Here is a 17,933-nt window from a genome sequence, read left to right on the forward strand (position 1 = left end):
GTGACGGCGCCGGGCGGCGCGAGCCGCGGCCAGTTGCTGGCGTTCGCGGCCTTGTCGGCCAGCTATTTCGCGCACATCGGCTTCTTCAACCCCTATCTGCCGCTGTGGTTGAAGGATCAGGGGCTGCCGATCTTCACGATCAGCCTGCTGGCGGCGGTGCAGTCGTTCACACGGGTGTTCGCGCCGTATGCATGGGGGGCGCTGTCGGACCACACGGGCGAACGGGTGCGGCTGCTGCGCATCAGCGCGGCGATCGCGCTGGCGGTGTCTTTCGGGCTCTGGTTCCAGGGCAATGCATGGTGGATCGCGCTGGTGCTGTTGCTGCTGTTCACGCACACCAGTTCGATGATGGGGCTCACCGAGGCGGCGATGGCGCACCTGGTGGCCGGCGATTGGGGGCGCTACGGGCGCATCCGCCTGTGGGGCTCGGCCGGATTCCTGGTGACGGTGTTCATCGCGGGCGAATGGTTCGAGCGCTTCGGCATGCGGCACTTTCCGGCATGGGCGGGGGTGACGCTGGCGCTGGTGCTGCTGTCGGCCTGGCGCCTGCCGGACATGCGCGAGCCGCCGGCCGCCTCGCACGAGGCGCGCCCGCCGATCGGGCCGGTGTTGCGGCAGCCGGCAGTGCGCTGGTTCCTGGCCTCGCTGTGCCTGCATGTCATGGCGCACTTCGGGGTCTATGGCTTCCTGTCGCTGTACCTGGATTCGCTGGGCTACAGCAAGGCCATGATCGGGCTCTTGTGGGCCATGTCGGTGGTGGGGGAGATCGCATGGTTCTTCTGCCAGGGGCGGTTCATTTCGCGCATGCCGATGGCGCGCTGGCTGGTGGTCTGCGGCTTCGTGGGCGCGCTGCGCATGGCCATTACCGGTGCGGGCGGCCAGTGGCTGTGGGCCATCGCGCTGGCGCAGGCCCTGCATGCGCTGAGCTTTGCGGCGCACCACACCAGTTGCATCGCGATGGTCACGCACTTTTTCCCTGGCCGGCTGCGCGGGCGGGGGCAGGCGCTGTTCACCGTGGTGGGTTACGGCATCGGTGGCGTGGCGGGGGTGCTGCTGGGAGGCGCGATCGCGAGCCGGTTCGGCTTTGACGCGATGTTCGGCGCCGCGACCTTGCTGTGCGTGCTGGCCACCGGCTGCGCCTGGCAATTGGAGCGCATCGAGCGTCGGTCGGCGAGCCCTGCGCTTGCCTGACCGGCGTCGGGCTGCATTCACCCCGCTCGTGCGCGCTGCGACGCAGTCCATGACAATGGGCCGCCCGCCCCAAAACCATGGAGTCCGCCGTGTCCCGGATCAGAACCCTCGTCAGTGCTGCATTGCTCTCCGTCGCGGCGCTGCTGTCGGCCTGTGCCACGGATGTCGCGACGAACGCGGCCGCGACGAGTGCTTCGGCGAATGCATCACCTGCGCTGGTCCTCTTCGCCTCCGACGAAGGCGTGGCGCGACTGGCCCGCTCGCGCGCCAAGGCGGATTTCGCGGCGCTCGCCAACCAGTTCGAAGCCCAGTACAACAGCGCGTTCTGCGGGCCCACCTCGGCCGCGATCGTGCTCAACACGGTGAACGGCCGCGGCGCCGATGTGCCTCGGGACCACACCCGCCTGCGCAAGGACGATGTGCAGTTCATGCCGCCCGGCGCCGATCCGATCGTGCCGCGCTTCACGCAGGATCTCGTGATCGACAAGGGCTCGAAGACGCGCGCGCAAGTGCTCGGCGAGCCCGTCACGGTGGGCGGCAAGGAGGTGCGCGATTTCGGCTACCAACTGCGCCAGTTCGACGCGATGCTGCGCGGGAACGGCCTCGTCACCCGGGCCGTCGTCGTCGACGACTCGCTGCCAGAGCAGTCCATCCGCGCCGACATGGCCGGCAACCTCGCGCGCAGCGGCGACTATGTGATCGTGAACTACCGGCGCGAAGCCGTGGGCCAGAAGGGCGGAGGCCACATCTCGCCGCTGGGCGCCTACGACGCCGCGTCGGATTCCTTCCTCGTTCTCGATGTCAATCCGGCCGCGGCGGGCTGGGCCTGGATACCGACGGCGACGCTGGTCAAGGCCATGCGCACCTTCGATACGGTGGAGAACCGCGGCTACGTGGTGGTCAACGGGCCCTGAAACTGTCCGCAGGCCACTAAATCAGGTTCCGCATCGCCTGCGCTGTCTCCCGCAGCACCGGCAGCACCCGCTTCACCGCATCCTCGCTGCCCTCGTGGCCCATCGGCATCGTGATGTTCAGCGCGCCGACCAGGTCGCCGCGTCGGTCGCGCAGCGGCACCGCGATGCCGCGCGAGTTGAGGTCGAGCTGCTGCTCCGACAGCGACCAGCCCTGCGCCCGGATGCGCATCAGTTCCAGCCGCATGCGCTCCTTGCTCGCGATGGTGTGCGAAGTGAACACCGCCAGTTCATGCGTGGCAAGCCAGCTGTCCAGCTCGGCGTCGCTGCGCAAGGCCAGCATCAGCATGCCCGAGGCTGTCACCTGCGCCGGCACGCGTGCGCCCAGCACATAGCCTGTGCTCATGTTGCGGTTGGGCCCGTTGCGGGCGATGTAGACCACCTCGTCGCCGTCCATCACGCTCAGGTAGACGACCTCGTGCGTGCCGGCCGAAATGCGCTGCAGGAAGGGCTGCACGATGCGGGGCAGGCGGGCCGATTCCAGGTACGACTGGCCCAGCCGCAGCACGCGTGGCGTGAGCCAGAACAGCTTGCCGTCGCTGGCCACGTAGCCCATGTATTGCAGCGTGAGCAGGTAGCGGCGAGCGGCAGTGCGGGTCATGCCCGTGCGCTGGCCGGCCTGGCTGGCGGTGAGGCGTGGGTTGGCGTCGTCGAAGGCTTCGATCACGCTGATGCCGCGTTCGAGGCCGGCGATCCAGTCGCGTTTTTCGAGGCCGGCGGGGGCTTGGTCTTCTTCTTTTGCCATCGAGCGTCTCCTCGGTGAAACCCCGGCAAGCGGATGATGATCGCGTAGGGCGGATCGATGATCGCACGAACGGATTGAAAAGTGGATGACCATCGCTTTCCAGCCGTTAAAGTCCGGGCAGACCCCCTCGCGGCGCGAGCGATGCCCGAAAACGGAAAGCGTGACATGCAGGCCATCAACGGCACCACAGACCTCTACCTGATCCCGGGCGACCCCATCGCCAACGTCCGCGTGCCGCGCATGTTCAATGCGGTGTTCGAGCGTTTCGGCATCGATGCGGTGATGGTGCCCACGCGGGTCGCCGCGCGCGACCTGGCGGTGTTCCTGAAGGCCAGCTTCCTGGCCAGGAACCTCAAGGGCATGGTGATCGCGCCGCCGCACAAGCCGCTCATCGTGAGCCTGCTGGACGGCTGCGGCCTGTTCGGGCGCGTGGCGGGCTCCGTGAACATCGTGCGGCGCCTGGACAACGGCGAGCTCGAAGGCGACCTGTTCGACGGCGAAGGTCTGGCGCATGCGCTCGACTACTACAACATCCCGTTCCGCGGAAAGCGCGTGCTGGTGCTGGGCGCGGGCGTGAGTGCCGCGGCCATCGGCGTGGCGCTGGCCGAAGGCGGCACCGTCGATGGCGCCGAGCACATCGCCTTCTACGACCCGGTGGCGGGCAAGGCCATCGGCCTGGCGACGCAACTGGATTCCTTCTTCGATGCCACCGCGGTGTCGGTCGATTCCAGTGATCCGGCCGGCTACGACCTGGTGGTGAACGCCTCTCAGGCCGGCCTGCAGCCCGGCGATCCGCTGGCCTGCGACGTGTCGCGCATGGAGCCGCAAGCAGCGCTGTTCGACATCCTGCTGCGCGGGCAACCGACCCCCCTGGTGCAGGCCGTGCGTGCGCGCGGGCTCAATGCGCAGGCAGGCTTCGAGATGCTGATCCAGCAGATGCCCAACTACCTGGACTATTTCGGCTATGGCGCGGCCGCCAACGCCGTGCGGCACGACATGCGCTTCCTGCGCGACCAGATCTACCCCGAGGCCATGCGCGACGAGATTTCCGCCCCGCTGCGCTATCACTCGGCCAGCGTGGCCTAGTTCAACAGGGTCCATTCCATGAGCATCTTCGAAGGTTTTCTTTCCACCCCCGAGACCCTGGCTGCGTTCGACGACCGCAGCTTCGTCGACGCGATGCTGCGCTTCGAGGCCGCGCTGGCGCGCGCGCAGGCCGCGGTCGGGCTGATCCCTGAATCGGCGGCGAACTCGATCGTCAACAGTTGCAAGGTCGAGCTGTTCGACGTGGCCCGCATCGTGCGCGACAGCGGCCGCGCCGGCAGCGTGGCGATCCCGCTGGTCAAGGCCTTGAAGGAGGCGGTGGGCCTGTTCAATGCCGACGCGGTCGCGTACACGCACTTCGGCAGCACCAGCCAGGACGTGATCGACACCGCGATGGCGCAGGTCACGCGCAATGCGATGGCGCTGGTCGAGGCCGATCTGTCGCGTGCCATCGACGCGCTGCTGGAACATGCGGTCCAGCATGCGACGACGCCGATGCTGGCGCGCACGCTGATGCAGCCGGCATCCGTCACCAGTTTCGGCTTCAAGTGCGCGGGCTGGGTCGCGCCGCTGGTGCGCAGCCGCCACCGCCTGCGCGTGGCGAAGGACAACGCGCTGAAGGTCCAGCTCGGTGGCGCGGTCGGCACGCTGGCGCAGATGGGCGGCAAGGGCGGCGAGGTGATGCAGCGCATGGCCGGGGAACTCGAACTGGGCAATGCGGGCGCCACCTGGCACACGCAACGCGACGAATGGGTCGCGCTGGGCTGCGAGCTGGGGCTGATGGTGGGTGCGCTCGGCAAGATCGCGCTCGACATCTCGCTGCTCGGCCAGTACGAGGTGGCCGAGGTCATGGAGCCGACCGAGCCGGGCCGCGGCGGGTCTTCGGCCATGCCGCACAAGCGCAATCCGGTCGCATCGATGGTCGCGCTCGCGGCGGCCCAGCGTGCGCCGCAACGCGTGGCCGCCTTGCTGGGCGCCATGCCGCAAGAGCATGAGCGCGCACTCGGCGCCTGGCAGGCCGAACTGGCCGAATGGCCGCAGCTGCTGATGTCGGCGCACGGCAGCGTGCGCGCGCTGGCCACCGCCTTGCCTGGACTCCAGGTCGACGCGACCCGCATGCGCGCCAACATCGACCGCCTGCGCGCCGAATTGCCGCAGGAAGCGGCCGACGAATGGTTCAACCCCGCGCTGGCGCAGAACGCCGGACGCCTCGCGCTGGCGCAGGTCGAGCGCCTGCGCGGTATCGACGCACCGATCAAGGAAAGCATCTGATGAGCAACGACAACGACACCGCGGCCCCCCACGCCGACTACACGCAAGGCCTGGTGCACCGCCGCCGCGTGCTCGGCGACGCCTGGGTCGACCGCGCGCTGGCCAACCGCAACGCCTTCAACAGCGAGTTCCAGGAAATGATCACGCGCCATGCGTGGAACGACATCTGGGGCCGGCCCGCATTGGGCGACAAGACGCGCCGCTTGATGGTGCTGTCGATGATGCTGGGCGTGCATGCCTACGAGGAGTTCGCCATGCACGTACGCGCCGCGCTGGACGGGCCGGCCGATTCGCGGCTCACGCCCGACGAGATCAAGGAAGTGATCATGATGTCGGCCATCTATTGCGGCGTGCCGGTGGCCAACCACGCCTTCGGCATCGCGACCGGGATTCTGCGCGAGAAGGGCCTGCTGCCCGCCGCGACGCCGGCCGCCTAAGGAGAGACCATGAGCAATATCCAGTTGAACGTCGTTCGCGAGGGCGAAGGCCCCATCGTCGTGCTGAGCCATGCGCTCGGTTGCGACCTGCACATGTGGGACGGCGTGGCCGCGCTGCTCGCTCGCGCGCACACCGTGGTGCGCTACGACCACCGCAACCATGGCGGCTCGGCAAAGTCGACCGAAGCCTTCGGCATCGAGACGCTGGCCGACGACGTGATTGGGCTGATCGAGCGTGAGGCGGTCGGCGAGACGGTCCATTTCGTGGGCCTGTCCATGGGCGGCATGACGGCCCAGGCGCTGGCCGCCCGCCGGCCCGACCTGCTGCGCAGCGTGGTCATCGCCAACTCGTCCGCCTTCTACCCGGACCAATCCCCGTGGGCTGCGCGCGTGCAGACGGTGGCATCGCAAGGCGTCGCGGCGATTGCGCCGGGCGCGGTGTCTCGCTGGCTCACGCCGGAATGGGTCTCGACCTTCGAAGGCGAGGCCGCCGCGCGGGCCCTGCAGGACACCCTGGAGAAGACCGATGCGGCGGGCTACATCGCCAGCTGCAATGCCGTCGCGGCGATCGACTTCCGGCAGAGCAACCCGCGCATCGCGGTGCCCACGCTGGTCATCGGCGGCCTGCAGGACGAGGCCACGCCCCTGGCGATGTCGAAGGAGATGGCCGATGCGATTCCGCGTGCGCGGCTCGTCACCATCAATGCGGCGCACTTGAGCGCGGTGGAGAGGCCGGCTGATTTCGCGAATCTGCTCATCGACTTCTGGCGCAGCCTCTGAGCGAAAGCCCGCCAGCCCCAAGACCTTGAAACGCCGAGGGTCGCCACCACAGTGAAGAATGTCGTTTTCTTCTTTCACTCATCCCGGTAGACCCCTGCAATGACAGCCCAACTCCAGATCGATTTCGTGTCCGACGTGTCCTGCCCCTGGTGCGCCATCGGGCTGGGTGCGCTCGAGGCGGCGCTGGCCCGCGTGGCGCCGGATGTGCGGGCCGAATTGCGCTTCCAGCCCTTCGAGTTGAACCCGAGGATGGTGCCCGAGGGCCAGGACATCGAGGAGCACATCCGCGAGAAGTACGGCTCCTCGCCCGAGCAACAGGCGCAGATGCGCGAAATGATCCGCCAGCGCGGCGAGGCGGTCGGCTTCGAATTCGGCGTCGGGCTGCGCAAGCGCATCTACAACACCTTCGACGCGCACCGCCTGCTGCACTGGGCCGAACTTGAAGGCGCAGCAAAACAACGCGCGCTGAAGAAGGCGCTGCTGGAGGCCTACTTCACGAAGGGCGAGAACCCATCGGACCACGAATTGCTGCTGCGCGTCGTCGGCGAGGTCGGTCTCGACGTGACGCGCGCCCGCGAGATCCTTGCCAGCAATGAATTCGCGGCCGAAACGCGCTCGCGGGAAAAGCTCTACACGGATGCCGGCATCCACTCGGTGCCGGCGATCATCATCAACAACCAGCACCTGATCTCGGGCGGCCAGCCGGTCGAGGTGTTCGAGCGCGCGCTGCGGCAGATTGCCGGCGCGCAGCCGTCGGCCACGGCGACGGCCTGAAGCGGCCCGGCGCGCCACTCGGCCAATTTACAAGCGCCGACACGCCAGCTTTACTCGTGGGGTTTGAAATGCGTCAACCGCGCGCCGGGCGCGTGGGTTGAATGACCACCCCATGAACGTCTTCCGTCGCCGCTGTCTCGTGGCAATCTTCCCAGCGACCGTTCTCTGGCTCGCGGGATGCGTACAGCCTGTGCCGCGGCCCGAACTCGCGGTGCTGAAGCGGACCGCGCAAGATCCGAATACCCAGCTCGCCTGGCTCGACCGGCTGACCTGGGGCGCCAGCGCCAGCAGCCAGGCCGAGTTGACGAAGCTGGGGCTGGAGCCATGGCTGCAACAGCAGTTGAATGCGCGCCCGGCGAAGCTGCCGGCCGCGGCGCAGGCGCAGATCGATGCGATGACGATCTCCAACGTGCCGCTCGAACAGGTCGCCGCGGCGCTGGACGCGCAGCGCAAGGCCCAGGACGCCGCGCCCGACCCGGAGCAGAAGCGGGCGGCGACGCTGCCCTACCAGCAGGATTCAGCGCGCATGGCGCGCGAGACGCAACAGCGCTTCATACTGCGCGCGCTGTATTCGCCGAACCAGTTGCAGGAGCAGATGACCTGGTTCTGGATGAATCACTTCAACGTCAGCAGCCGCAAGGTCAATCTGCGCGGCGCAATCGCGGACTATGAGGAGAACGCGGTTCGCCCGCATGCGCTCGGCAAGTTCCGCGAACTGCTGGGCGCGACGCTGCGGCATCCGGCGATGCAGCGCTATCTCGACAACGCGCAGAACGCCGGCAACCGCCTCAACGAAAACTACGCGCGCGAGCTGATGGAACTGCACACGCTCGGCGTCGATGGTGGCTATACGCAGGCCGACGTGCAGGAACTGGCGCGGGTGCTCACCGGCGTGGGCATCACGCTGCGCCCCGAGCCTGGTCCGCCCGCCAACCTGAAGCCGGCGCTGGCCGCCGACTATGTACGGCAAGGGCTGTTCGAGTTCAACCCGATACGGCACGACTACGGCGCGAAGACCCTGCTCGGCCAGCCGATCACGAAACGCGGGCTGGCTGAGATCGACGAGGCGCTTGACCGCCTGGCGCGCGCACCGGCCACGGCCCGCTTCATCTCGCGCAAGCTGGCGGTGTTCTTCGTGTCCGACGAGCCTTCCGACGCGCTGGTCGCCCGCATGGCCGCGGCGTTCACGCGCAGCGACGGCGACATCGCCTCGACGCTCGCGACCCTGTTCGCCACGCCCGAGTTTGCCGCCTCGCTCGGCCACCAGTTTCGCGACCCGCTGCACTACGTCGTGGCCGGGGTCCGGCTGGCCTATGACGATCGCGTGGTGAGCACCGTCGATCCGGTGCTTGGCTGGATCGACCGCATGGGCGAGCCGCTGTACGGGCATGAAACGCCGGATGGCTATTCGTTGACGCGTGCGGCCTGGTCGGGCCCCGGGCAGATGGTCACGCGCTTCGAAATCGCCCGCACCCTGGGCGCCAGCGGCGGGACCCTGTTCCGCGGCGACGACCGTTCGAAGCCGGCGGGGGCCGCCTTTCCGGCGCTGGCGGCGTCGCAGGTGGTGGCGGTGCTGGAGCGCCGTTTCGGCGCGCCGACGCGCGCGGCATTGGCCGATGCCAAGTCGCCACAGGACTGGAACACCTACCTGCTGGCGTCGCCTGAATTCATGAACCGATAGAGGGCCGTCATGCAACGCCGCGAACTTCTGAAGCACCTGGCCGCCGCCTCGCTGGCCGGCGCCGCCGGGCAACTGATGGCGGCGCCTGCGGCGCAGGGCAACAAGCTGCTGCTGGTCTTCCTGCGCGGCGGCTACGACGGCGCCAGCCTGCTCGTGCCGCATACCAGCTCGTTCTATTACGAGGCTCGGCCCCGCATTGCCGTGCCCAAGCCGGGCGCGCCCAACGGCGCGCTGCCGCTGGACGCACGCTGGGGCCTGCATCCCGCGCTCGCTGACAGCATGATGCCGCTCTACGCGAAGGGGCAACTGGCGTTCCTGCCCTTTGCCGGCACGGATGACCTGAGCCGCAGCCACTTCGAGACGCAGGACACCATCGAATTCGGCCAGGCGCCTTTCGGCAGGCGGGACTACCGCTCCGGCTTCCTCAACCGGCTCGCCACGGTGTTGAATGACGGCCGGTCGACGCCCGAAGCCATTGCCTTCACCAGCCAGATGCCGATCGTGCTGCGCGGCGACGCGAAGGCCGCCAACGTGACCCTCAATGCGGCCGGCCGGCCGGCGATCGACGACCGGCAGAGCAAGGTCATCCAGGCGATGTACCGCGACACCCCGCTGGGCCCTGCAGTGGTCGAGGGCTTCGAAGTGCGCGACGCCATCGCGCGCTCGATCAAGGCGGAGATGGATGATGCCAGCCGCAATGCCCTGACCGCCAAGGGCTTCGAGCTGGTGGCGCGTCGCATGGCGCGGTTGATGCGGGAGCGCTTCGACATCGCCTTCGTGGACGTCGGCGGCTGGGACACGCATGTGGGGCAGGGCGCAGGCACCGGCTACCTGGCCAGCCGCCTGGAGGAACTGGGCCGCGGCGTGGCCGGCTTTGCGCAGGAGATCGGCGACGACACCTGGCGCAACACCGTCGTCGTGGTGATCAGCGAGTTCGGCCGGACCTTCCGCGAGAACGGCACCGGCGGCACCGACCACGGGCACGGCACGGTGTACTGGGTGCTCGGCGGCAGCCTGTCGGCGCAAGCCGGTGGCCACGTCATCGGCGAGCAGGTCGATGTGTCGCAGCCCGCGCTGTTCCAGAACCGCGACTGGCCGGTGCTCAACGAATACCGGGCGGTGTTCGCCGGGCTCTTCGCGCGGATGTACGGCCTGTCGCCGAGTCAGCTCGACCGCGTGTTCGCCGGCGTGACGCCGCGAGATCTGCAGCTGGTCTAGCATGCGGCGATGACGCAGCCCACGACCAGACTCCACCTCCCGCTCAAGTTCCTCGAACGCCCGGCCCGCGACGACGTTCGCGAACCCTGGCTGCTGGTGCTGCTGCACGGCGTCGGCAGCAACGAGGGCGACCTGTTCGGATTGGCGCCGATGATGCCGCCGCAGTTCCATGTGGTCAGCCTGCGCGCACCCAACGTGCTGGCGCCGGATGCCTATGCCTGGTTCCAGTTCCATGTCGCAGCCGATGGGCGGCGCACCATCGACAAGGTGCAGGAGCGCGAAAGCCGCTTCGTCGTCGGCGAGTTGGTCGCGACAGCGTGCGAGCAGCTTGGCATCCCGCCCGGGCGCACGGTGGTGGGCGGTTTCAGCCAGGGCGGGATCATGTCGCTGTCCTTGCTGCTGACCCAGCCAGCCAGACTGCGTGCCGCGATGGTGTGGCACAGCCGCCTGCTGCCCGAGGTGCAGCCCGACCTGGCACCCGCCGAGGCGATTGCCGGCAAGGCGCTGTGGATCAGCCACGGCACGGCCGACAACGTGATTCCGCCGGCGGCGGCGCAGCATGCCCGCGAGTTTGTCGCGACGTTGCCGGTCGCACTGTCCGGCGCCGACTTCCCGGGCGGCCACGAGATCCGGCCGGCGGAACTGGAACAGTCCGTGGCCTGGCTGGCAGGCCTCGCCGCGCAGGAAGGTCCGCCGGCCTAGATCTCGTCGATCGACGTGCTGCGCGTCGCCCCCTGCGCGGCGAGCGAATAACGCTCGCGCGTCTTCACGTAGAAGCTCGCGCCGAAGCGGCCGATGGGGTAGTAGTTCTGCAACCGCACTCGCCAGGTCTCGGTGTCGATCAGCTCGTCGCGCGCGTGCATCCAGCGCACCTGGCCGATGAAGATCTGGCGGCTGGTGGTTTCCAGCTTCTCCCACAGCGTGCATTCGAAGGCGACGGGGGCTTCCGCGATGCGCGGCGGCTTGACGGCATTGCTGGGCAGGGCGGTGAAGCCGACCACATCGAGTTCGCTCACATGGGGCGGATGGCGGTCGCCGCAGCGGTGCATCTGCTCGGCGGTGTCTTCGTCGGGCAGGTGCACCACGAACTCGCCGGTGCGAACGATGTTGGCGGCCGTGTCCTTCAGCACGCCGTCCTGCAGTCGGTTGACGCTGATCATGACGATGGGAGGCTCTTCGCCGAGCATGTTGAACATGCTGAAGGGCGCGGCGTTGACCACGCCATCGGGTCCGAGCGTAGTGACCAGCGCGATCGGGCGTGGCACGATCAGGCTTGCCATCAGTTTGTAGCGTTGGTGCTCGGTAAGTGCGGCGAAATCGATGTCCATGGGGGATGAAAGTGCGGGGTTGGCTCACAGTACGTTACCCCGAAAGCTGTATCACGGGTTTCCAATGAGCGATGTATTCAAGGTGCAACAAGGAGAGAAGTCGATGCCCGAATGGGACACAGCAGATTTCAGGCCAGTCCAGCGTGAATCGCCGGCCGCTCGCATCATCGTGGGGGTGCTGATCGCGGCGGCGATCGGAGCCGGTGGCTGGTGGTGGTACAGCACGCAGCGGCAGCAGCAGCCCGCCCCGGTGGCCGCGACGCCGGCCGTCACCGCGGCGCCGGTGGAGGATGAGCCCGCGCAGCCTCCCGCGCAGGTGGCGACAGGCCCCCTGTTCCCGATCGAGCCGCAGCCCGCCGAGGCGGCGCCGCCGGCCGACCCCGACGCGCAGATGACCCAGTTGCTGAACGCGTTGCTCGGCCAGCAGGCGGTGTCGTCGTTCCTGCAGGTCGACGGTTTCACGCGGCGGGTGGTCGCCACGGTCGACAACCTGACGCGCGAGCAGGCCACCACGCGCATGTGGCCGGTGCAACCGACGCCGCAGCACTTCTCGGTCGCGGGTGAGGGCGGATCGCAGCACATCGCGGCGGACAATGCGAAGCGCTATGCCCCCTTCGTGGCATTTGCCGAGACGCTCGATACTCGCAAGGCCGTGGCGCTGTACGTCAAGCTCTACCCGCGCTTCCAGCAGGCCTATGAGGAACTGGGCTATCCGAAGGGCTATTTCAACGACCGGCTGGTCGCGGTGCTCGACCATCTGCTGCAGGCGCCGGAACCCGCTGCGCCGCCGCAGGTGAAGCTCACGGAAGTGAAGGGCGAGTACCCGTCCGCACAGCCCTGGACGCGCTACGAGTTCGCGGATCCGCAGCTCGAATCGCTGTCGGCGGGGCAGAAGATGATGGTCCGCATGGGGGCTGCCAACGAGAAGCGGCTGAAGGCGAAGCTGGCGGAGTTCCGCAAGGGCGTGGCGGCGGGCGTCGTGCCGAAAGGTTGAAGGGTTGGGGGGTTGAGGGGGCCGTGGGCATGGCCGCGGGCATCCAGACCCGTCGCAAGTCACTTTCGGGGCGACTTGGCCCTTGACGGCTTCTTCTCCTCTGGCGTGACGAAGCCGATGGGCCGCTTGGGCGGGTCGGGCGGCATCGTGAGTTCGCGCAGCACGTCGAAAATCTGCCGAAGTTGAGTGCGGGTGTTCTCGGCGAAGTTGTCGTGGCGCATTTCGAGCCGCTCCACTTTCTCTTCAAGATCGGTCAGGCGCTTGGCCAGGTCCGAATGCAGCGCGCTGGCTTGGCGCAATTGGACGAAGACGCGCACGACGTAGATGCCCATTTCCACGGCCTGCGGCGAAGCCAGCACATTGGCGGCCTGGATGGCCCCGTGCTCGGTGAAGGCGTAGGGCAGTGTTCTGGAGAATTTGAGCTTGGCGAGGTGGTCACAGTTTGAGACCACCTCGGCTTTCTCGGCCGCCGTGAGCTGGAACATGAAGTCGGATGGAAAGCGCGTGGGGTTCCGCTTCACTGCCTGGTTCAGCGCCTTTGTCGGCACCCCGTAAAACTCCGCCAGATCCGCATCGATCATGACCTTGATGCCGCGAAGGATCTGGATGCGCCCCTCGATGCGTGGCAGTAGCGCGTTGCTGGTTGTTGTCGTCATATCTCTCCCTCCCCTTCCTCAAGAGTCGCCTGCCGGCTCCAGCTCCGAGATTCTTCCGATAGACCGTGATCCCCGGCTTGTCCGCGAGCCTTCCGCGCGCGGCCCCGGCGAGGCCCCTACGCTTCCTCGTACTCGCCCACCGGCACGCAGCTGCAGAACAGGTTGCGGTCGCCGTACACGTTGTCGACGCGGCCGACCGGCGACCAATACTTGTTCTGCTTGAGCGCCGCCAGCGGGAAGGCACCGAGTTCGCGCGAATAGGGGTGGGCCCATTCAGCCGACATCAGGCTCGCTGCCGTGTGCGGCGCATGCTTGAGCGGGTTGTCGTCCTTCGGCCAGACGCCTTCCTCGATGCGGCGGATCTCGCCTCGGATCGCGATCATCGCGTCGACGAAGCGGTCCAGCTCGGCCAGCGGCTCGCTCTCGGTCGGCTCGACCATCAGCGTGCCCGGCACCGGGAAACTCAGCGTCGGCGCGTGGAAGCCGTAGTCGATCAGGCGCTTGGCAACGTCTTCGGCGGTGACGCCGCTGGTGTCCTTGAGCGGTCGCAGGTCCAGGATGCATTCGTGCGCGACATGGCCGTTGGGGCTGGCGTAGAGCGTGGGGTAGTGGTCCTTCAGGCGCGAGCTGATGTAGTTGGCGCTGAGGATCGCGACCTCCGTGGCGGCCTTCAGGCCATCGGCGCCCATCATGCGGCAGTACATCCAGCTGATTGGCAGCACGGCCGCATTGCCCAGTGGCGCGGCGGACACCGCGCCGGGGCCTTGCGACGCGATGCCTGCGGTCGCATGGCCCGGCAGGAAGGGCACCAGATCCTCCACCACGCACACCGGGCCCACGCCCGGTCCGCCGCCGCCGTGCGGAATGCAGAAGGTCTTGTGCAGGTTCAGGTGGCTCACGTCGCCGCCGAAGTCGCCCGGCGCAGCCACGCCGACCAGCGCGTTCATGTTGGCGCCGTCGACATACACGCGCCCGCCGTGCGAATGCACGAGTTCGCACAGCGCCTTCACGCCGGTTTCGAACACGCCGTGCGTGCTGGGGTAGGTGATCATCACGGCGGCCAGGTTGGCGCTGTGCTTCTCGCACGCACGCTTGAGGTCGTCGAGGTCGACGTTGCCCTGCGCGTCGCAGGCCGTCACGACGACCTGCATGCCGACCATCTGTGCGCTGGCCGGATTGGTGCCATGGGCCGATGACGGAATCAGGCAGATGTTGCGCTGGCCCTCGCCGCGTGATGCATGGAAGGCCTTGATGGCCAGCAGGCCGGCGTATTCGCCCTGCGAGCCGGCATTGGGTTGCAGGCTGATGCCGGCATAGCCGGTGGCTTCGCAGAGCCAGTCGCGCAGTTGCTGGTCCAGCTCGGCATAGCCTTGGCGCTGCTCAGCCGGCGCGAACGGGTGGATGTTGGCGAATTCTGGCCAGGTGATCGGGATCATCTCGCTCGTGGCGTTGAGCTTCATCGTGCAGCTGCCCAGCGGGATCATGCTGCGGTCGAGCGCGAGGTCCTTGTCGCTCAGGCTGCGGATGTAGCGCAGCATGCCGGTCTCGCTCTTGTGCGTGTTGAACACCGGGTGCGTGAGGAAGTCGCTGGTGCGGCGCAGCTCCTCGGGGATGCGCGGCGCGACGCCTTCGGCCAGCAATTCGAAATGCGGCAGGTGCGCGTCCTTCGGCGCGAAGAGCGCCCACAGGTCTTCGACGTCGGCATAGGTGCTGGTCTCGTCGAGCGAAATGCCGAGGTGGCCCTGCAGCCGGCAGCGCAGGTTGATGTTGGCGGCAGTGGCGCGGTCGAGGATGGCCTGGGTGTCGTCGCCGGTCTGGATGGTCAGCGAATCGAAGGCGGTGGCGTTGGCCACCACGCGGCCCATCTCTTCGAGGCCCTCGGCGAGCACGGCCGTCAACGCGGCCACGCGCTGTGCGATGCGGATGAGGCCCTGGGGCCCGTGGTAGACCGCGTACATGCTCGCGATCACGGCCGGCAACACCTGCGCGGTGCAGATGTTCGACGTGGCCTTCTCACGGCGGATGTGTTGTTCGCGCGTCTGCAGCGCGAGGCGGTAGGCGGGCGCGCCATGCACATCGACGCTGACGCCGACCAGCCGGCCCGGCAGCGAGCGCTTGAATTCGTCGCGGCAGGCCAGGTAGGCCGCGTGCGGGCCGCCGTTGCACATCGGCATGCCGAAGCGCTGCGTGGTGCCGCAGACGATGTCGGCATCCCATTCGCCGGGGGGCGCGAGCAGCGTGAGCGCGAGCAGGTCGGCCGCGACGCACAGCGCGGCATTGTTGGCATGCGCGTGGCCGGCCAGCGGGCGCAGGTCATGCACCTGGCCGGTGGTGCCGGGATATTGCGCCAGCACACCGAAGAAGTCGCCGCTCGCCATCAGGTGCGGCAGGGTTTCGGTCGCGGTGCTGATCTTGATCTCGATGCCCAGCGGCGCGGCGCGCGTCCTGATGACCTCGATGGTCTGCGGATGGCAGTCACCCGCCACCAGGAACACGTTGCTCTTGCTCCTGACGCTGCGCTTGGCCAGCGTCATGGCCTCGGCCGCGGCGGTGGCTTCGTCGAGCATCGACGCATTGGCGATGGCCATGCCGGTGAGGTCGCAGACCATGGTCTGGAAGTTCAGCAGCGCTTCCATGCGACCCTGCGAGATTTCGGCCTGGTAGGGCGTATAGGCGGTGTACCAGGCCGGGTTCTCGAGGATGTTGCGCAGGATCACGCCCGGCGTGTGCGTGCCGTAGTAGCCCTGCCCGATGAAGTTGCGTGCGACCTTGTTCTTCGACGCCATGGCCTTGAGTTCGGCCAGCGCGGCGGCCTCGGTGATGGCGGGCGGCAGGTCCATCGGCGCCGAGCGGCGGATGGCCGGCGGCACGATGCCGTCGATCAATTCCTCGCGCGTGGCATGGCCGATGACGGGCAGCATGCGCGCCTCGTCGGCGGCTTCGATGCCGATGTGGCGCGCGACGAACTCTTCGGCGTTCTCGAGTTGGCGCAGGGAGGGCAGGGCGTTGGGCATTGGCGTGTTCTTGTCAGGGGGCGGGGGAATGCGGGAACGGGAACCGAACGCAGAGGTCGCGAAGGTTTCGCAGAAGTCGCAAGAGGACTTCCAGGAAAATCTCTGTCTTCTTTTGCGACCTTTGCGAAACCTTTGCGACTTCTGCGTTCGGCTGTCCGCGTTGGGTCTTTCGCGTCCGGCCGTCCGCATTCAGCGGCGGTAGATCAAGCCTCCGCCGCAAACTTGTCGTAGGCGGTCGAATCCATAAGCGCATCCAGCTGCAAGGAATCGCTCAGCTTGACCTTGAAGAACCAGCCGGCCGCGAGCGGATCGGTGTTGGCGAGCGACGGGTCGGCGCGCAGGGCTTCGTTGACTTCGGTGATCTCGCCCGACACGGGCATGAACACGTCGGCAGCGGCCTTGACCGACTCGACCACGCCGGCCACTTCGCCTTGCGCAAAGGTCTTGCCAACTTCGGGCAGGTCGACGAACACCACGTCGCCGAGCGCGTCCTGCGCGTGCACGGTGATGCCGACGGTGACGGCATCGCCGCCGGTGGATTGGACCCACTCATGGTCCTGGGTGTACTTGACGGTCATGAAGAAAGCTCCTGCAAAAAAATCTGGCGAACCTTGGGGAAATCAGCCGCGGAAATAGCGCGTCGGCACGAAGGGCATGGTGGTCACTTCCATCGGCACGGGCTTGCCGCGCACGATGGCCTGGATGCGGGTGCCGGGCTCGGAAAAGGCCGTGGCCACGTAGGCCATGGCGATCGGACGGTCGGCCGTCGGGCCGAGCAGGCCGCTGGTCACCTTGCCGATGAGATGGCCTTCGAAGGATTGCAGCTCGGTGCCGTCGCGCACCGGTACGCGCTCCAGCGCCACCAGGCCGACGCGCTTGCGCGTGAGCGTCTTCTGGTCGACGTGGCCGGCCAGGTCGCTGGCCACGGCCAACTGCGCGAGGATCTTCTCTGCTCCCGGAAAGCCGCCTTCGCGCGTGCCCCCGGCGCGGCGCACCTTCTGCATCGCCCAGTTGAGCGAGGCCTCGACCGGCGTGGTGGTGGTGTCGATGTCATTCCCGTAGAGGCACAGGCCGGCTTCGAGGCGCAGCGAATTGCGGGCGCCGAGGCCGATGGGCTTGACCTCGGGTTGCGCCAGCAACAGGCGGGCGAGTGCGTCGGCGTCGCTTGCGGCCACCGAGATCTCGAAGCCGTCTTCCCCGGTGTAGCCGCTGCGCGTCACGAAAGCCGGGATCGAGCCGATCTGCACGGCGCCGCCGGTCATGAAGACGTAGCGCTCGACACCCGGCGACAGCCGCGCCAGCGTGGCGGCGGCCTGCGGGCCTTGCAGCGCGAGCAGCGCGTGGTCGGGCAGCGGCTGCACCGAGCAGCGCCCGCCGATCCTTGCCGTGATGTGCGCGATGTCGGCTGCCTTGCAGGCCCCGTTCACGATCACGAAGAGCGAGTCCATGCCTTCGTTGAAGAACATCAGGTCGTCGAGGATTCCGCCGTTGTCGTCGAGCAGCAGGCCGTAGCGCTGCTTACCCGGCGCCAGGCCGATCACGTCGACCGGCATCAGCGTCTCGAAGGCGGCCGCCGCGTCCGGGCCGACGAGCCGCAATTGCCCCATGTGCGAGATGTCGAAGAGGCCGGCGGCTTCGCGCGTGTGCTTGTGTTCGGCCATGAGGCCGGCCGGGTATTGAACCGGCATCGAGTAGCCCGCGAAGGGCACCATGCGCCCGCCAAGCTCGACGTGGAGGTCGTTCAGCGGTGTCTTGAGAAGTTCAGCGGAGGTGTCGGATGGAGTGGCCATGAGGCTTGGTTCCGGTGGGGCAGTCGAGTTCCATGGCA

General features: G+C 67.8%; 17 protein-coding genes. 11 read left to right on the forward strand and 6 right to left on the reverse strand.

From position 1 onward, the window contains the following. Window positions 1-1,191, forward strand: a complete 1,191-nt coding sequence (locus tag HB681_RS04580; protein ID WP_213953584.1) for an MFS transporter — start codon at window positions 1-3, stop codon at window positions 1,189-1,191. Between the two features lie 89 nt (window positions 1,192-1,280). Further along, entirely contained in the window at window positions 1,281-2,105 is an 825-nt protein-coding gene (locus tag HB681_RS04585) for a phytochelatin synthase family protein (protein WP_213953585.1), read from the forward strand. Between the two features lie 16 nt (window positions 2,106-2,121). On the opposite strand, the gene HB681_RS04590 is transcribed toward HB681_RS04585, so the two are convergent. Further along, window positions 2,122-2,907: an IclR family transcriptional regulator C-terminal domain-containing protein gene (locus HB681_RS04590; protein WP_213953586.1), complete on the reverse strand. Its 786-nt coding sequence runs from the start codon at window positions 2,905-2,907 to the stop codon at window positions 2,122-2,124. 165 nt (window positions 2,908-3,072) lie between these two features. On the opposite strand from HB681_RS04590, the gene HB681_RS04595 reads away from it, so the two are divergent. From HB681_RS04595 to HB681_RS04630, 8 genes are all read left to right on the forward strand, one after another. Then, window positions 3,073-3,993 carry a shikimate dehydrogenase gene (locus tag HB681_RS04595; protein WP_213953587.1) on the forward strand — a complete coding sequence of 307 codons (921 nt, stop codon included), beginning with the start codon at window positions 3,073-3,075 and terminating at the stop codon, window positions 3,991-3,993. 18 nt (window positions 3,994-4,011) lie between these two features. Beyond that, window positions 4,012-5,223 carry a 3-carboxy-cis,cis-muconate cycloisomerase gene (pcaB, locus tag HB681_RS04600; protein WP_213953588.1) on the forward strand — a complete coding sequence of 404 codons (1,212 nt, stop codon included), beginning with the start codon at window positions 4,012-4,014 and terminating at the stop codon, window positions 5,221-5,223. Continuing rightward, on the forward strand, window positions 5,223-5,660 hold the full coding sequence (locus HB681_RS04605) for a carboxymuconolactone decarboxylase family protein (RefSeq protein ID WP_213953589.1): 438 nt from the start codon (window positions 5,223-5,225) through the stop codon (window positions 5,658-5,660). Before pcaB ends, HB681_RS04605 begins: the two co-directional genes overlap by 1 nt. 9 nt (window positions 5,661-5,669) lie before the next feature. Beyond that, on the forward strand, window positions 5,670-6,440 hold the full coding sequence (locus HB681_RS04610; RefSeq protein WP_213953590.1) for an alpha/beta fold hydrolase: 771 nt from the start codon (window positions 5,670-5,672) through the stop codon (window positions 6,438-6,440). A 99-nt stretch (window positions 6,441-6,539) separates the two neighbouring features. Then, complete coding sequence (locus tag HB681_RS04615; protein ID WP_213953591.1) at window positions 6,540-7,214, forward strand: DsbA family oxidoreductase; 675 nt, start codon at window positions 6,540-6,542, stop codon at window positions 7,212-7,214. 112 nt (window positions 7,215-7,326) lie between these two features. Then, a complete protein-coding gene (locus HB681_RS04620) occupies window positions 7,327-8,895 on the forward strand; it encodes a DUF1800 domain-containing protein (protein ID WP_213953592.1) in 1,569 nt (522 codons plus the stop codon). 9 nt (window positions 8,896-8,904) lie between these two features. Next, complete coding sequence (locus tag HB681_RS04625; protein ID WP_213953593.1) at window positions 8,905-10,113, forward strand: DUF1501 domain-containing protein; 1,209 nt, start codon at window positions 8,905-8,907, stop codon at window positions 10,111-10,113. 9 nt (window positions 10,114-10,122) lie between these two features. Next, the gene (locus HB681_RS04630; RefSeq protein WP_213953594.1) at window positions 10,123-10,815 is read left to right on the forward strand and encodes a dienelactone hydrolase family protein; all 693 of its coding nucleotides are present in this window, start codon (window positions 10,123-10,125) and stop codon (window positions 10,813-10,815) included. Here HB681_RS04630 and HB681_RS04635 read toward each other — a convergent pair. Further along, entirely contained in the window at window positions 10,812-11,441 is a 630-nt protein-coding gene (locus tag HB681_RS04635; protein WP_213953595.1) for a flavin reductase family protein, read from the reverse strand. The genes HB681_RS04630 and HB681_RS04635 overlap by 4 nt on opposite strands. Window positions 11,442-11,544: 103 nt before the next feature. Between HB681_RS04635 and HB681_RS04640 the strand changes: the two genes are divergently transcribed. After that, a complete protein-coding gene (locus HB681_RS04640; RefSeq protein ID WP_213953596.1) occupies window positions 11,545-12,435 on the forward strand; it encodes a DUF3014 domain-containing protein in 891 nt (296 codons plus the stop codon). Between the two features lie 59 nt (window positions 12,436-12,494). On the opposite strand, the gene HB681_RS04645 is transcribed toward HB681_RS04640, so the two are convergent. From HB681_RS04645 to gcvT, 4 genes are all read right to left on the reverse strand, one after another. Next, entirely contained in the window at window positions 12,495-13,091 is a 597-nt protein-coding gene (locus HB681_RS04645) for an ORF6N domain-containing protein (RefSeq protein WP_213953597.1), read from the reverse strand. Window positions 13,092-13,207: 116 nt separating this feature from the next. Beyond that, window positions 13,208-16,105, reverse strand: a complete 2,898-nt coding sequence (gene gcvP, locus HB681_RS04650) for an aminomethyl-transferring glycine dehydrogenase (RefSeq protein WP_213953598.1) — start codon at window positions 16,103-16,105, stop codon at window positions 13,208-13,210. Between the two features lie 203 nt (window positions 16,106-16,308). Further along, window positions 16,309-16,683, reverse strand: a complete 375-nt coding sequence (gene gcvH / locus HB681_RS04655; protein WP_213953599.1) for a glycine cleavage system protein GcvH — start codon at window positions 16,681-16,683, stop codon at window positions 16,309-16,311. Between the two features lie 42 nt (window positions 16,684-16,725). Beyond that, a complete protein-coding gene (gene gcvT / locus HB681_RS04660) occupies window positions 16,726-17,895 on the reverse strand; it encodes a glycine cleavage system aminomethyltransferase GcvT (RefSeq protein WP_213953600.1) in 1,170 nt (389 codons plus the stop codon). Window positions 17,896-17,933 lie beyond the last annotated feature (38 nt).

The organism is Variovorax sp. dw_954 (assembly GCF_018449755.1).
GTDB lineage: Bacteria > Pseudomonadota > Gammaproteobacteria > Burkholderiales > Burkholderiaceae_C > Variovorax.